Here is a 15,465-nt window from a genome sequence, read left to right as displayed (position 1 = left end):
GCTCCCGTTAACATGACACGGGTTCGCGGGCATGGCGTTGCATGAGCAATAAAAAAACGGGGGACATATCCATGTCCCCCGTTTTTATTTTCTGTCGGCCGGGCGGCGCGGGTTAATTGCCGTTGGCCGTGGCCGGCAGGATCTGGTCTTGCGCTTGCAGCGCCTGCGGCAGGGTGCTGTAAAATTCCAGCCGGCCGGGGATGGGATGGATATTGGCCCGCGCCAGGGTTTTTAACGGCTGGAACGGGATATCGGTGACGATAAGCCTGGCGCCCGCCGGCAGATGCTCGCTGAAGTTTCTGAATGCCTGCAGACCGCCGGCATCCAATACCGGTACCGCATCCCACTGCAAAATAATTACCGGGTCCTGCGCCGTCAGCTCGGCGATTTCTTCGAATATCCGTTCGGCGGCGGCGAAAAACAGCGGGCCGTTCACCCTGATGACCCGCCGCTGCCCGGCGATGCTTTGCGGCAGTTCATTGATCCGGGTCATGCTGGCGATGCGCCGCATAAACAGCAGCGATGCCAGCACTATCCCGACGGTGATGGCAATCACCATATCAAACAGCACCGTCAGCGACATGCATATCAGCATCACTATGATGTCGTCTTTCGGGGCGCGGCGCAGCAGGTAGACGACTTTACGCGCCTCGCTCATATTCCAGGCGACCAGCAGCAATAACGCCGCCATGGCCGACAGCGGCAGGTAGGATAATGCCGGCGCCAGCACCAGTAATGCCAGCAATACCAGCCCCGCATGCACCAGCGATGAAACCGGAGAGGTGGCGCCGGCGCGGACGTTGGCCGCCGAGCGGGCGATGGCCGCGGTGGCGGTAATCCCGCCGAAGAAAGGCGCGATGATATTGCCCAGTCCCTGGCCAATCAGCTCATTATTGGACTGGTGTTTTTTGCCGGTCATGCCGTCGAGCACCACGGCGCACAGCAGGGATTCAATGGCGCCCAGCATGGCCATGGAAAACGCGGCGGGCAGCAGCGCCGAAACGGTGTGCCAATTGAAGCCCATGGGCACGCCGCGGGCATCGGGTAAATTCCAGGGTAGCAGCCACTGCGGCAGGATGGGGGGGATGCCCTGGCCGTGGGTGCCGTCCGCCAGTATATAGCCGAACCGGGTGCCGATGGTGGCCACCGGCATATCCAACAGCCATAAGACCCACATAATGCCGGACCCGACGATCAGCGCCGGCAAATGGGCGGGAAAGCGGATGCCCAACCGCGGCCAATAGACCAGAACCGCCATGGTTCCCACGCCGATAAGCGTATCGGCGAGGTTGATGGTCGGCAGCGCGCCCACCAGCGCCGCGACTTTGCCGACATATTGTTCCGGCACCTGCTCAAGCGTCAGGCCGAAAAAATCCTTGATTTGCATGGTGGCGATCGTGATGGCGATGCCCGAAGTGAATCCCAGCGTTACCGACAGCGGGATAAACTCGATCAGCTTGCCTAAGCGGGCAAACCCCATTACCACCAATATCAGCCCCGAGAGCAGGGTGGCGATTAATAACCCCGCCAGGCCAAATTGCTGGGAAACCGGATAAAGGATGACCACAAAGGCCGCGGTCGGCCCGGAAACGCTAAAGCGCGACCCGCCGCACAGGGCGATGACGATACCGGCAACGGCGGAGGTATATAAGCCGTATTGCGGCGCCACGCCGCTGCCGATGGCCAGCGCCATGGCCAGGGGGATGGCGATGATGCCGACGGTAATACCGGCGATAATATCTTTGATAAAACGCTGCGTAGTGTAAGGTTCTTTCCAGCAGGCGTCGATAAACGCGCTAAAAGGGCGGATTCCAGCGAAGAGACGATTTTTCATGAATACAAACGAACCAAAACGTTAACCAAGGCGGGCCAGGGGTCCGTCATAAAGAATGACTAAAATACACGGTATTGGAAAGTAAAAACCAGCGTTAAATCATGGGAGAGGCGAAAAAGAATCAGTATCTTTGTCATTGCACTTTTTTTTCACCGTTGGTCACGCTTTTAGGCCCAGGCATCACCGGAAGCAGGGCGCTCCCGGTGGAATATAATCTTTGCCTGTCCGCTTATAGCATCAGCGTCATAAGATAAGCGCCAAACAGCGCCAGATGCGCGGTGCCGTTCAGGACATTGGTGCGCCCGGTGGAAAAGGATATCTGGCACAAGATCATCGCGGTGAGCATCACCACCACCTGCGGCAGCTCCAGGCCAAACGCCAGGGGATGGCCGGTTAATATGGCGATGATGGTGACGGTAGGCACGGTCAGGGAAATAGTGGCCAGTACCGAACCGAAGAATAGATTCATGGCGCGCTGCACCTGATTTTTCAGTACGGCTTTGATGGCGCCCAGGCCTTCCGGCGACAGGATCAGCAGCGCGACCAGAAAACCGGTGATTTGCTGCGGGGCGTTTAAATCGCTGAGCAGTTGTTCCAGCGGCACGGCGTTGAACTTGGTCACCGCCACCACCGCGATCAGATGCAGGATTAACCAGATGCTGTGCCAGGTCGAGCTGTGGGCGGACGGTTTGCCGTGGGGGTCGTCGTCGTCGCCGTCTTCGTGCTCGTAAATGAACCATTTCTGGTGGGTGGTGGTTTGTATCAGCAAAAACACGCCGTACATGGCGGCGGAGATGGCGGCGGCAATCAGCGCCTGGGCGGTACTGAAGTTACCGTCGGGCAGGGAAGCCGGCAGTACCAGTACGATCACCGCCAGGGGAATTATGGCCATCAGATATTGTTTGATGCCCGCCAGGTTCACGGACTGGGTGGCGAATTTACGGCCGCCGAGCAGCAGCGAAAACCCCACCAATCCGGTGGTGACGATCATGATGACGGAGAACAGGGTATCGCGCATCAGCCCGGGCGACGCGTTGCCGGTGGCCATTAATGCGGATATCAGGCTCACCTCAAGGATGACCACCGACAGGCTCAGGATCAGGGAACCGAAGGGCTCGCCCAGGCGATGCGCCAGGACATCGGCGTGGCGCACCACGTTAAAGGCGCTGACCAGGATAGCGGCCAGGGCCAGCAGATTGATCGCCACCGCCAGCGCAAATGATAGCGGAGCGGCGGAGCCCCAGACTATCAATATCACCAGCGCCGCGATGGGAAAGAGCAGGGTATATTCTTTATGACGGGTTTTAATCCCTGGAACGGAAGACTTCATGATAGGTAATCTCCTTGCATAGTAAGGCTTGTTACCAGACGTTATAGTTATCGGGCACCAGCTATGAAATATCCGGAGACAAGCTTACCAGAAAAGCGGCTAATAAATGTCAATTTGTGTATAAACCGCCGCTTGGAAAAAAATACCTGTAAAGGCGGGTAAAACGGAGGTTTGTTAGCGGTATTTATCGGATAAATACGTTAATCATAAAATGTTATTATGGTATGGATGCCCGTAAGTAGACATCTTTCCGTCCTAAATGGCAGCTTTCAGTGGTTAGCCGCCATATTTTTGAAAATGTCGCATAATAGCATTATCACTCTTTCTGCGGCCCCCAGCGCCGCTTTGGCGATTTGTCCAACCTTGCCTACACTTATTAATAGTAAAGCATACCGGTTATAACCCTACAGCCGACTCCATTAAACAGCCGGAACCGCGGAGAATTGCGCCATGCCCTATAAATCTAATTCATCATTACCCGACAGTGTAACTAATGTACTGCCAAAACATGCGCAGGATATTTATCGCGAAGCTTTTAATCACGCATGGGATCAGTATGAGGATAAATCAGAACGCCGGGGTGACGAATCCCGCGAAGAAACGGCGCATAAAGTCGCCTGGGCGGCGGTCAAACATGGCTACCAGAAAGGCGACGACGACCGCTGGCATCCCAAAAAATAACGCTACCTTTTTCAACTTATTACCCCTTACCGCACGCCTTGCTCTTCCCCAGGCCGGCCCCGCCCGGGGCCATTCTCTCCAACGCGCGCAGGCGCCGACATGACCCCCGCACCCACCCTGAAGCGTGTTGAAACATCATTTTTTGGTTTTGTGATTGAGATCAAACTTGCCAGATCGGGCATAAACGAATAGTGTCATAGTATTCCTTTGAAAATAATTGACTCTTACATAATTAATGTTGTAGGTATCTGCTGTACGGCTGTACCTAGTCTGTGGCAAACGTGGTCGGGAGAGAGTGAGCAAGTGTTAACACGCGATTTTTTGCAAAAAGCTGACTGTAAAACCGCCTTTGGCATTATTGACGAGGCACTGTTGTTAACTCCGGAACAACGCCATGCTTCTTTGCAATGTACGTTGTCGCGCCGGCCGGATAATAGTCCGGTATGGATATTCGGCTACGGGTCGTTAATGTGGAATCCCATCTTTGAAGCGGATAAGGTGAGCCCCGCCACGCTTACGGGCTGGCATCGCGCATTTTGCCTGCGCCTGACCGCCGGACGCGGCACGGCGGCCCAGCCGGGCCGGATGCTGGCGTTAAAAGAGGGCGGGCAAACCACCGGCCTGGCATTCAGGCTGCCGGAAGAGCAGCTGTACGATGAACTGGCGCTGCTCTGGAAACGCGAAATGGTTACCGGCTGCTATATTCCCACCTGGACCGAACTTACCCTGGAAGAAAACCAGAAGGTCACGGCGCTGGCGTTCGTCATGGACCCGCAGCATCCGTTTTTCGAGGCCGATACCCGTTCGCAGGTTATCGCGCCGCTGATTGCCTGCGCCAGCGGCCCGCTGGGCACCAATGCGCAATACCTGTTCGCCCTGGAACAAGAACTGAACAATCATGGCATGCATGACGAGTGCATGGTGGAGTTGGTCAATCATGTGCGCCAATTGCTGCAAGCCCGTTCGGCGGTGAATCGCAACCCGTTCGACGGGCCGCCGCTGGCGTATTCCGATTAGAATTGCCCGGCCATGGCCATGGCCGGGGATGAAAGATAAGCGATCAGGAGCGCGACCGGTCCGGCGCATCCAAGCGGCGGTCTTCCCGGTCCTTGCTCAGGAATTGCGCCACCAGGCGTTTACGCACCCGCACCACGAACTGTTCCTGGAACAGCACGCATACCGCAATAGTCAGCAGCAAATACATCGCATACCCGCCCAATGACAGCTGCACCTCGCCCGCCGCGGCAATGCATCCCTCCCAATCGCTAAAGCAGGCCGTGGGATTGCCACGGAAAAACTGCTCCAAAGTGCGGAAAAGATTAAATAGCGGAACGTGCAGGGCAAACATGGATAGCGACGCCGCCCCCAGGCGCGGCGACCAGTGGCGCAGCCAGGCGCTGTCCGGGGTGCGCGCCAGGGCGCAAAGGTAAACCAGCGCTATTTGCGAAGGCAACAGCAGGCCGTTATGCAGCAGGAAATACCAATATTTCGGGCCATGGGTGAATAATGCCGCCGCAATCAGAAAACACGCGGCAATAAACAGCCCCATGCCGCGGCGCTGCCACGGCGATAAGATCTGCTGGTTTAACCGCGCCCGGCGAAATAAGGCATAGCCCAGGATGCCGCCGAAAAATTCGGGCACGCGGAAAATGGGCACTCGCTGAAGCAGTCCGGTGTAGGGCACGCCGTACAGATTTTTCCAGATAATCAATACCGGCGGCAGCAGGTAAAGCGCCCAAATAATCGCCAGCCATAACCAGGTGCGGCGGGCGCTCATTAATTTTGGCGCGCAGTAGGGGAACAATACGTAAAAGAAAAACAAGGTGGAAAGGGACCACAGCGGGGCGTTAAAGGTCAGGAAGTACGGATTCCAGGCCTGTAGCATAAACACCTGCAATACGCTGTTAAAAGCCAACTGGACATTGTCCATATAATGGCGAAACAGCTCGGGGTTGGTTTGCCCCAAAATTTCATTGGTGTCGTAAACCACGAAACGCACGCTGGCTCCCGGGCCTTCCGGCGCAATGGCCAACCATTGCATCAGCGTAATGACCAGGATCGATGAAACCAGCGCCACGATATGGATAGGATAAAGATTAAAAAACCGTTTGGCCCAGAAGGTGGTGGCCGGATCGCGCAGCCGGTCCCCCCTGACATACACATGGGCCAGTAAAAAACCGGACAATACGAAAAACGAGCTGGTGGCGAAAAAACCCATGCTGGTCAGTTCGCCCACGCCGGTTATGTTTTGGATCTGCGGGTACGTATGGGCGGTATGGTACAGCATCACATAACATCCCAGTAAAAAGCGCAGCCACTCAAGGCCTATGAATCGTTCCTTTTCGAGAGGTTTCATACCATTATCTCCGGGCCGATGTCGTCTAAGACATCCTGGTGGCGGGCAGGTGCCATTTGTAATATAACAGCATAATAATTGTAGTTTAAAATGTTAATCAAGCTAAGGGATTCTCCCCCTCGGATTATGTTATAGTTACTGCCTCGGGTTACTTTATGAGCAGTCCGGCAATAGGCCGGTCATCAAAGCAACGCGTCACGCCGATGAGCAGACGCGAACTGAGAGGTATGTATTGCACTTATTCCCCCTATGCGGCCAGAATAAGCGGCCAAATCGAGCCGGTCAGTTTTTTTTACCGCCGGCGTTATGCGGCGTAATCATGGTCCTGTTGCCGTTAAGCGCAGCGGCGCTGGCCACGGATACGCTAAGCGCGAATATCCCCGACGCCGGCGTTTTGGCAGCGGAAACCCAGTCCGACCTGCCGACGCTCGGGGGCGAGAGTTTAAACCAAAGCGACGCAGAACAAAAGCTGGCATCCCTCGCCAAACAATTGGCTGAGGCCAACAATGACGCCAGCGATCTCTCCTGGCGCACCTTTTTGCTGGAACAGGCAAAAGGCAAAATCCTCACCCAATTACAACAGCAGAGCGAAGCGCTGCTCTCTCCGCTGGGGTATTCCAGCGTCTCCCTCGATGTGAATTCCGCCGGTAAATTTACCGGCAGCTACGGGCAATTGCTGCTGCCCCTGCGCGACACGGCCCATGGCGCGCTCACCTACAGCCAGGTGGGTGTACAGGGAACGCCGCAGGGCGCGGTAGGCAACGTGGGGCTGGGGCAACGCTGGCTGACCGGGGGATGGCAACTGGGGTATAACGTATTTTACGATCGGTATTTGCAACGCGATGCCCTGCGGCGCGGGGCCATCGGTGCCGAAGCCCGCGGGGATTACCTGAGTTTATCTTCCAATTATTATTATCCTCTTTCCGCTATGCGGGCCGGCCGGGGGGCCGATACGTTCCTGCGCCAAAGCGCCGCGGGCTACGATATCACCACCCAGGGGTATCTCCCGTTTTATCGTCAGGTGGGCGCGTCGGTTAAATACGAGCGCTATTACGGCGATAACGTCGATCTGTTTGATAGCGGCAATTATCGCAACGATCCCTCGGCGCTGGAGTTTGGGGTCGATTATACCCCGGTTCCCCTGATGACCCTGTCCGCCAGGCATAAAGCGGGCGACAGCGGCGAAACCCAGGACCAATACTCCCTGACGGTGAATTATCGGCTCGGGGTGCCGTTTGAACAGCAAATATCCGCCCAAAACGTGGCCGAAGCGCACTCGCTAAGGGGCAGCCGCTATGATTTGGTGCAACGCAATAATACCCCGGTGCTCTCATTCCGGCAGCGTAAAACCCTGTCGGTGTTTCTCGCCACGCCCCCTTGGTTATTGCACAGCGGCGATACCGTGCAATTGAAAGTTCAGGTGGAGGCGCGCAATAAAATCAATGCCGTAAGCTGGCAAGGCGATACCCATGCGCTGAGCCTGACGCCGCCCGCGCACGGCAACCAGCCCAACGGCTGGAGTATCATCATGCCGCCCTGGGACGCCGCGCCGGGGGCGACCAACGCTTATTCACTGTCGGTCACCGTGGAAGATGACAAGCAGCAGCGGGTCACGTCCAACTGGATCGCGCTTAAAGTCGAGCCGCCGTTGACCGCGCAAACTGCCCCCATCCCGTATTAACGCTCCCCTTTAGGACGCGCTATGCACCATTGTGGTGCAATTGCCCTCTTTTCATCCATTGCCGGCGACCGAAAAAAGGCGGCGGGGCGTATGGCCGCCGCCCGCGCGGCGGCGGGAATAAAATAGTCTGCCGCTTGCATAAATCCTCTCTTATTCTGGAACAATCGCCTGCTGATTGCATAATATTCATTTTTTATTCACATAAAGTGAATAATATAAATTTTTAACCCTTTGATTTTTAAGCGCCGCGTCAATTTTATTCATTTTTGGCCGAGGTGGCTGGCATGAAGTGTGCTATCTATACTTATCTCAAGCGTACTGAGGAGTCTTGACTATGATGATCATCCGACCGGTCGAATACCGCGATTTACCGGATATCCTTGCGCTGGCGGGTAAGACCGGCGCCGGGCTCACCTCGTTGCCGTCCAATGAAGATGTCCTGTCGGCCCGGATCGATCGTTCGGTGCGCACCTGGCAAGGCAGCGCGGCCCACGCGGAGCAGGGCTATTTATTTGTGCTGGAGGATAGCGACTGCCGCAAGGTGGTGGGGGTCAGCGCGATTGAAGTGGCGGTTGGCCTGAGCGAACCCTGGTATAACTTTCGCGTCGGCACATTGGTGCACGCCTCCCGCGCCCTGAATGTTTACAACGCGGTGCCGACCCTGTTTCTGAGTAACGATCATACCGGCCAAAGCGAACTCTGCACCCTGTTTCTCGATCCCGATTATCGCCACGGTAAAAATGGCCAATTGCTGATGAAGTCGCGGCTGATGTTTATGGCGGCGTTTCGCCGGTATTTCGGCCAGCGGGTGCTCGCCGAGATGCGCGGCTACTGCGACGAACAGGGCCATTCGCCGTTCTGGGCCAATCTGGGCCAGCGCTTTTTCTCCATTGACTTTGCCCATGCGGATTACCTGAGCGGCACCGGCAATAAATCCTTTATCGCCGAACTGATGCCGAAACATCCGCTCTATGTGGATTTTCTGGCGCCGGAAGCGCGCGCCATCATCGGTAAGGTGCATCCGCAAACCGAACCCGCCAAAGCGGTGCTCGAAGCCGAAGGCCTGCGCTACCAGGGCTACGTTGATATCTTCGACGGCGGCCCGACGCTGGAGGCGGAAATCGATCAACTGCGCACGGTGCGCGACAGCCGGTCGGTAACCGCGCGGGTTATAGCCGTTCCGGCCCCGGCGCCTGACGCGGCCTGGTGCCTGCTGGCCAACGATCGTTATCAGCAATTCCGCGCCGTGGTCGGCCAATGCGCGCCGGGCAGCGAGCCGCTGGCGATCGGCGAGGATACGGCCCTGGCGCTCGGGATAGCCGACGGGGACAGCGTGCGCGTGGTGGAGCTGTACGCCGCCGGTCATGGCCACGGCGCCGCCCGAACCGGAACCCACCCCCAGGATCGGCAAACGGGAGATGCCTATGCCGCAATGTGTTGAAGTCAATTTTGACGGGCTGGTCGGCGCGACCCATCATTATGCCGGGCTGTCGTTCGGCAACGAAGCCTCCACCCGCCACAGCCTGCAAGATGCCAACCCGTGGCTGGCCGCCCGCCAGGGCCTGGAGAAAATGAAAGCGCTGGCGGATGCGGGCTTTGCGCAGGGCGTGCTGCCCCCGCACGAGCGCCCGCACATTCCCTCTTTGCGCCAATTGGGGTTCAGCGGCAGCGATGGACAAATTCTGGCCCGGGTCGCCGCGCATCATCCCAAACTGTTATCGGCGCTGGGTTCGGCGTCGGCCATGTGGGTGGCCAATGCCGCCACCGTCAGTCCCTCGGCGGACAGCGCCGACGGCAAGGTGCATTTCACGCCCGCCAACTTAAATAATAAATTCCATCGCGCGATCGAAGCCGAGACCACCGCCGCCGTTTTGCGCGCGGTCTTCCCCGACCCGCGCTATTTCCACCATCACGCCGCGCTGCCGCAATCGGCGCTGTTCGGCGACGAAGGGGCGGCCAATCACAGCCGGCTGGGAGCCTATGCCGGCCCGGGCGTGCAAATGTTCGTGTATGGCAAGAGCGGTTTCGGCGTTGATCCCGCGCCGGCGCGCTATCCCGCCAGGCAGACCCGGGAGGCCAGCGAAGCCGTGGCCCGCCTGCATCAGCTGTCGCCGGATGGCTGTTTGCTGGTGCAGCAAAACCCCGAGGTCATCGACCGGGGAGTATTCCATAATGACGTCATCGCGGTCAGCAACGAGCAGGTGCTGTTTTATCATCAGCAGGCGTTTGTGGACACCCGGTCGGTACGCGACCAGCTGCAACGCCGCCTGGCCCGGCTGGGGCAAGAGTTTATGCCCATCGAGGTGCCTGAGCGGCGGGTGTCGGTGGCCGACGCGGTAAGCACTTATCTGTTCAATAGCCAGTTATTAAGCCGCCAGGATGGCAAAATGACCATAGTGGTGCCCCAGGAGGTGCGCGATAATCCCCAGGTCTGGGACTATCTTGGCGAACTGGCGGCCGACGGGCGCGCCATTGATGCCATCAGGGTGTTTGACCTGCGTGAGAGCATGCGTAATGGCGGCGGGCCTGCCTGCCTGCGGTTACGGGTGATCCTGAATGACGGCGAGTACCAGGCGGTGAACCCGCGCGTATTGATGAACGATGACCTGTTTGCGCAGCTTAACGCCTGGGTCGATCGCCATTATCGCGATCGCCTGCGCCAGGGCGATTTGGCCGATCCCGCGTTGCTGGACGAAGTGCGCGTGGGCCTGGATGAGTTAACCCGCTTGCTGAATCTGGGTTCGATTTATCCTTTTCAGCGCTAGCGCGGGTATATAGTCGGCTTTCTCCCTGGCGCCGTCGCGTTAATATCCGCGCCAGGGAGTGAGCGGTATTATAGGGAATAAACATTTTGCAGGACGGGCATTCAGAGTTATCTTAATGGTGCGGAGGGCCATAATCGTTTTAGAATAAATGTATATCGCCATGGAAAATAACTCTTTCCAGACATAAAATTCACGGTTTCTCCATGATTGGTATAAAAATGAGTTTTAGGCTTTAAGTTATTTACTCATACTCGCGTTACTTGAAGATAAGCAGCGTACACTTATATTTGTCACGAACGCTGCCGGCAATATTAATCGCGGCAGACTATAAACAGATATGAGGAAATTATGCGCAAATTAACCGCTTTATTCATGGCTACTACCCTGGTGTTAGGTTCGGTTCAATTAGCCAGCGCTGCGGATACCGCCGCGACCGCGCCGGCCAGCGGCGAGATGCAGCACCGTCCGATGCACGGCGGCATGCATGGCCCGATGATGGACCATATGTTCAAAGGCCTGAAGCTGACCGACCAGCAGCGTGAGCAAATGAAAACGATTGCCCGTGATTCCATGAAAGACATGAAGCGTCCTTCCGCCGCCGAGCATCAGCAAATGCATGACGTCATCGCCGCCGATACCTTTGATTCCGCCAAGGCCCAGGCCCTGGTAAATTCCATGGCGCAAGAGCAGAATCAACGCATGCTGGCCCATTTGGAAACGCAGAACAAAATGTACAATGTGTTAACCGCGGAACAAAAGCAGGAATTTAATAAACAATTCCAGCAACGCGCCGAAAAAATGGCCCAGAAAGACGGTAAATAAAAATTACCGGTCATGATTGGTTAATAAAAAACGCGGCCCACCGGACGCGTTTTTTTATGCTTATCCCATACCGGGTCCCAGGCCCGGATTAATTCCTTGCGCCGGGCGATATTCCTGCTATTTTTGCCAAAAATCATCGAATACCGTGACCGGCGGGTGGCGCTTATGTTCGGTACGCACATACCAGTCTTCGATGATCCTGGCGACTTCCGGCGCGACGGTTTTCCCTTCCAGGTAATCATCGATCAATTCGTAGGTCACGCCAAGCGCCGATTCATCCGGCAAAGCGGGCCGGTCTTCTTCCAGATCGGCGGTGGGGGCTTTAAGGTATAAATGTTCGGGACAGCCCAGATGTTTCAATACCGCGCGGCCCTGGCGTTTATTGAGCCGGAAAAGCGGATTGATATCGGTGCCGCCGTCGCCATATTTGGTGAAAAAACCGGTTACCGCCTCGGCGGCATGATCGGTTCCCACCACCAGGCCGGAGGTCATGCCGGCGATGCTATATTGCGCTTTCATCCGTTCCCGGGCCTTTTCATTGCCCTTGATAAAGTCGCTCAGGACAATCCCGGCATCGCGCAGCGTGGCTTCGCTGGCCAGAATGGCATTCTTGATATTGATCGTCAGTACCCGATCCGGCTGGATAAAGGCGATGGCATCCTGGCAGTCGGCTTCGTCCTTCTGTTCGCCATACGGCAAACGCACGGCGATAAACTGATAATTGTCATCTCCGGTTTCCTGGCGAAGTTCCCGAATAGCCGTTTGGCTGACGATGCCGGTGAGGGTAGAGTCCTGGCCGCCGCTGATTCCCAATACCAGCGTGCGCACGAAAGTATATCTTTTCAGATATTTTTTCAGGAAGTCGACGCTCACGCGAAACTCGGCGGCCGGGTCGATATTCGGTTTTACCCCTAGTGCCTCAATAATGTCTTGTTGCTGGGCCATGCGTATATTCTCCTCATCAGAATGGCAATGTGATATCGCAGCGAAAGGTAGACGTATTATCCAGAGTGTAAAGTGAAACGGCGCCAAGCGAAAGTGCAACCGTTAGCCGGCGCATTAACAGGCCATAAACCCCGCTGATGAAAAAAAGTGACTTACCGCTGCGCTTAAATTTGTGAAAAAGCCTTTCGTCTTCTACACTTAACTATACATACCCAAATGAGGTGACATTTATGAATAAGAAGATACTGATCGCTTTTACCGCCGCTACCGCTCTTACCATTCTTTCCGGCTGTACCGTATACGATCGCGCCGATAGCTACATGAAAAAACCCGTCGTGAGCGATGTGAAAAAAGGCATGACTAAACAACAGGCCCGCGCCATCGGCGGCATCCCGTCGACTTCGGCTACCATGATCAATGCCCGCGGCACCTGTGATTCCTATGTGTTGGGCACACGTGACGGCAAACCCATTAACTATTTTGTCAGCTATGACCAGAACAATATTGTCCTGAACAAGGGCTTCCAGAGCTGCCAGGAATATGACACCAACCCGCAGAAATAACGAGGGGTGGTTTTTGTCTGACGTTATCGGGTGGCATTTCCGATAACGGACGTCCCGATAACGGACGTCCAGATAATGTAGATAATGTAAGTGATGGGCGATAAGTGAATGGTTTCACTTATCGCCCATTTCGTTATGATTACGCCTTTGTCAGGCGGGAACCCCCGCAATTTTACCGATTCTTGACCAGACGCGATGCAGCTTCAACGAATCAAGGAAGTTCTGCATTAACGCCCCCTGCGTGCCGGCGCCTTCGCTAATCCCGTCTTCCGCCTGGTCCGTCAGGCCTAATTGCTGCTTAAAGCGATTGGCGTCGCCGCTCAGGCCAATCACTTTAAGATGCTTGTAAGCCTCCAGGATATAGTGCCGCGCCGCGCCATCAAGCAGCAGGGCATCGAGATTGCCGTCAGGTACGATGACGCCGTCCACGGTTATCGAGGGCGAACCGTCAAAAGTGGCGTCTATGGGTAGGCTTGACCCATCGCTGGCAACCACATTGCCGCCGTGTCCGGCCAGAATCTTGGCATGCACTCCTGCCGCTTTCAACGCCTGCAGCGCATCGAGCACGTCGGCGGCGTCCACGCCGTCGCTGACCAGCAACGCCACCTGTTTGCCTTTTAACGCGCCGCTGCCGGTGGCGTACAGGCTCAGGGTCGGGTCCTGGGTTATCCCGTTGACCGCCTTGGGCGGCGGGGTGTTCAGCGCATCTTCCGACAGCGTAAGGCCCAGCTTGGCCGCCACTTTTTGGGCAAGCGCCACGTCCACTCGGGTCAATAAATCGATCACCCGCTCGCGGATATAGGGCCGGGCCACTTTGCCCAATTCAAAGCTGAACGCATCCACGATATGCTCTTGCTCGGCCGGGGTCTGGCTTAGCCAGAACAGGCGGGGATGGGAAAAATATTCCAGGAAAGAGTCGCTGCGTTCGCGGATCTTCTGGCCGTCCACCCGTTCCTGATAGGACTCGAAACCGCCGCCTTCCTCCGCCGCGGGGGTTTCGCGCGGCCAGTTGTCATTAATGGAATTAGGGCCATGGGCCGCCGGATTGGTATCGATATCCTGGCGATGCATGCCGTCGCGCTGGAAATTGTGGTAAGGGCAGACCGGGCGGTTAATGGGAATTTCATGGAAATTCGGCCCGCCAAGCCGGCTGATCTGGGTATCGGTATAAGAAAATAAGCGGCCCTGCAGCAACGGGTCATTGGAGAAATCGATGCCGGGCACGATATGGCCGGGATGGAAAGCGACCTGCTCGGTCTCGGCGAAAAAATTATCCGGATTACGGTTAAGGGTCATCTTGCCGACGATTTCCACCGGGACCAGCGCTTCGGGTATCAGTTTGGTGGGGTCGAGCAGGTCAAAATCAAATTTGTGCTCGTCTTCTTCCGCAATTAATTGTAGGCCCAGCTCATATTCCGGGTAATCACCGGCTTCAATGGCTTCCCACAGGTCGCGCCGGTGGAAATCGGCGTCTTTGCCCGCCAGTTTTTGCGCTTCATCCCATACCAGGGATGCTTTGCCGGCCACGGGTTTCCAATGGAAACGCACAAAGGTGGCTTTGCCTTTGCCGTTAATCAGGCGGAAGGTATGAATGCCGAACCCTTCCATGGTGCGATAACTGCGCGGGATGCCGCGATCGGACATGGCCCAGAACACGTTATGCAACGTTTCGGGCTGCAGCGAAACATAATCCCAGAAGGTATCGTGGGCCGAACCGCCCTGGGGCATTTCGTGATGGGGTTCGGGTTTGACCGCGTGGACGAAATCAGGGAATTTCACCGCATCCTGGATAAAAAACACCGGGGTATTGTTGCCCACCAGATCAAAATTTCCTTCCTGGGTATAAAACTTAGTGGCGAAGCCGCGGATATCGCGCACGGTATCCGCCGAACCACGGGAGCCCTGCACGGTAGAGAATCGCACATAAACCGGCGTCTTGACCGACGGGTCTTGTAGGAAGCCGGCTTGAGTGATCTCCGTTAACGGGCGGTAGACCTCAAATACCCCATGCGCGGCGGAACCGCGGGCATGGACAATCCGCTCCGGGATGCGCTCATGGTCAAAATGGGTGATTTTTTCGCGCAGGATAAAATCTTCCAGCAGCGTGGGCCCCCGTTTACCGGCGCGCAGCGAATTCTGGTCATTGGCGATTTTTAGTCCCTGATTGGTGGTCAATGGCTGTTGATCGCCGGACTTGCGGTGGGGTTCCAATGCGTCGAGTTTGGCGTTGCCGTTTTGCGGGCTTTTCACCGAGCCGGGGGCGAGCGGCTGTTTGCCCGGTTCCGACGCACCGGGTTGGGGCAGATGGCTATTATCATCGGGGGCCAGATGCCCGAGGCCGGGCTGTGCTGAGCTTCCGTCCGGCGCCGGGGCCTGATGGGTCAGCGGTATTTTATCCTGGGCAGGGCCTGAAGGTTTCGACATTTGACATTGCTCCTCTTACCAAGTTGAAAAGGTTAATGACCGTTTGCGGCTTGTGGTTATTAGG

The 15,465-nt window shown here is 56.4% G+C and carries 12 protein-coding genes; 7 read left to right on the top strand and 5 right to left on the bottom strand.

Translation table 11 applies throughout. The features are described from left to right. Positions 1–112: 112 nt before the first annotated feature. Positions 113–1,834: a C4-dicarboxylic acid transporter DauA gene (gene dauA, locus ACL2XP_RS13550; RefSeq protein ID WP_413739006.1), complete on the bottom strand. Its 1,722-nt coding sequence runs from the start codon at positions 1,832–1,834 to the stop codon at positions 113–115. A gap of 229 nt (positions 1,835–2,063) precedes the next feature. Next, the gene (gene chaA / locus ACL2XP_RS13545; RefSeq protein WP_413739005.1) at positions 2,064–3,164 is read right to left on the bottom strand and encodes a sodium-potassium/proton antiporter ChaA; all 1,101 of its coding nucleotides are present in this window, start codon (positions 3,162–3,164) and stop codon (positions 2,064–2,066) included. Positions 3,165–3,614: 450 nt separating this feature from the next. Between chaA and chaB the strand changes: the two genes are divergently transcribed. Further along, a complete protein-coding gene (chaB, locus tag ACL2XP_RS13540; protein WP_413739004.1) occupies positions 3,615–3,845 on the top strand; it encodes a putative cation transport regulator ChaB in 231 nt (76 codons plus the stop codon). A gap of 303 nt (positions 3,846–4,148) precedes the next feature. Then, complete coding sequence (locus tag ACL2XP_RS13535; RefSeq protein WP_413739003.1) at positions 4,149–4,862, top strand: gamma-glutamylcyclotransferase; 714 nt, start codon at positions 4,149–4,151, stop codon at positions 4,860–4,862. A 43-nt stretch (positions 4,863–4,905) separates the two neighbouring features. On the opposite strand, the gene ACL2XP_RS13530 is transcribed toward ACL2XP_RS13535, so the two are convergent. Further along, positions 4,906–6,201 (bottom strand): acyltransferase family protein, encoded by a 1,296-nt coding sequence (locus ACL2XP_RS13530; protein ID WP_413739002.1) that lies wholly within the window; start codon positions 6,199–6,201, stop codon positions 4,906–4,908. A gap of 319 nt (positions 6,202–6,520) precedes the next feature. Between ACL2XP_RS13530 and ACL2XP_RS13525 the strand changes: the two genes are divergently transcribed. The 4 genes from ACL2XP_RS13525 (at position 6,521) to spy (ending at position 11,469) form a co-directional block, all read left to right on the top strand. Further along, the gene (locus ACL2XP_RS13525; protein ID WP_413739001.1) at positions 6,521–7,882 is read left to right on the top strand and encodes a YchO/YchP family invasin; all 1,362 of its coding nucleotides are present in this window, start codon (positions 6,521–6,523) and stop codon (positions 7,880–7,882) included. A gap of 334 nt (positions 7,883–8,216) precedes the next feature. Continuing rightward, positions 8,217–9,323 (top strand): arginine N-succinyltransferase, encoded by a 1,107-nt coding sequence (gene astA, locus ACL2XP_RS13520; RefSeq protein WP_413739000.1) that lies wholly within the window; start codon positions 8,217–8,219, stop codon positions 9,321–9,323. Continuing rightward, a complete protein-coding gene (astB, locus tag ACL2XP_RS13515) occupies positions 9,307–10,647 on the top strand; it encodes an N-succinylarginine dihydrolase (protein ID WP_413738999.1) in 1,341 nt (446 codons plus the stop codon). The genes astA and astB overlap by 17 nt, the downstream gene beginning before the upstream one ends. A 348-nt stretch (positions 10,648–10,995) precedes the next feature. Next, positions 10,996–11,469, top strand: a complete 474-nt coding sequence (spy, locus tag ACL2XP_RS13510; protein ID WP_413738998.1) for an ATP-independent periplasmic protein-refolding chaperone Spy — start codon at positions 10,996–10,998, stop codon at positions 11,467–11,469. Positions 11,470–11,586: 117 nt separating this feature from the next. Here the strand turns inward: spy and nadE are convergent, their stop codons facing one another. Continuing rightward, positions 11,587–12,414, bottom strand: coding sequence for an ammonia-dependent NAD(+) synthetase (gene nadE, locus ACL2XP_RS13505; protein WP_413738997.1), 828 nt, complete (start codon positions 12,412–12,414; stop codon positions 11,587–11,589). Between the two features lie 230 nt (positions 12,415–12,644). On the opposite strand from nadE, the gene osmE reads away from it, so the two are divergent. Next, positions 12,645–12,977 (top strand): osmotically-inducible lipoprotein OsmE, encoded by a 333-nt coding sequence (gene osmE, locus ACL2XP_RS13500; protein ID WP_413738996.1) that lies wholly within the window; start codon positions 12,645–12,647, stop codon positions 12,975–12,977. Between the two features lie 150 nt (positions 12,978–13,127). Here the strand turns inward: osmE and katE are convergent, their stop codons facing one another. Continuing rightward, entirely contained in the window at positions 13,128–15,401 is a 2,274-nt protein-coding gene (gene katE / locus ACL2XP_RS13495; RefSeq protein ID WP_413738995.1) for a catalase HPII, read from the bottom strand. Positions 15,402–15,465 lie beyond the last annotated feature (64 nt).

The organism is Sodalis sp. RH21, assembly GCF_047324175.1.
Taxonomy (GTDB): domain Bacteria; phylum Pseudomonadota; class Gammaproteobacteria; order Enterobacterales; family Enterobacteriaceae; genus Acerihabitans.
The sequence above is the reverse complement of the archived record's forward strand: the minus strand, read 5'-3'. Positions and strand labels throughout refer to the sequence as shown.

Bases quoted from the DNA above. Each gene is read 5' to 3' on its own strand.
- dauA (WP_413739006.1), bottom strand. From the start codon at position 1,834: ATGAAAAATCGTCTCTTCGCTGGAATCCGCCCTTTTAGCGCGTTTATC.
- chaA (WP_413739005.1), bottom strand. From the start codon at position 3,164: ATGAAGTCTTCCGTTCCAGGGATTAAAACCCGTCATAAAGAATATACC.
- chaB (WP_413739004.1), top strand. From the start codon at position 3,615: ATGCCCTATAAATCTAATTCATCATTACCCGACAGTGTAACTAATGTA.
- ACL2XP_RS13530 (WP_413739002.1), bottom strand. From the start codon at position 6,201: ATGAAACCTCTCGAAAAGGAACGATTCATAGGCCTTGAGTGGCTGCGC.
- ACL2XP_RS13525 (WP_413739001.1), top strand. From the start codon at position 6,521: ATGGTCCTGTTGCCGTTAAGCGCAGCGGCGCTGGCCACGGATACGCTA.
- astA (WP_413739000.1), top strand. From the start codon at position 8,217: ATGATGATCATCCGACCGGTCGAATACCGCGATTTACCGGATATCCTT.
- astB (WP_413738999.1), top strand. From the start codon at position 9,307: ATGCCGCAATGTGTTGAAGTCAATTTTGACGGGCTGGTCGGCGCGACC.
- spy (WP_413738998.1), top strand. From the start codon at position 10,996: ATGCGCAAATTAACCGCTTTATTCATGGCTACTACCCTGGTGTTAGGT.
- nadE (WP_413738997.1), bottom strand. From the start codon at position 12,414: ATGGCCCAGCAACAAGACATTATTGAGGCACTAGGGGTAAAACCGAAT.
- osmE (WP_413738996.1), top strand. From the start codon at position 12,645: ATGAATAAGAAGATACTGATCGCTTTTACCGCCGCTACCGCTCTTACC.
- katE (WP_413738995.1), bottom strand. From the start codon at position 15,401: ATGTCGAAACCTTCAGGCCCTGCCCAGGATAAAATACCGCTGACCCAT.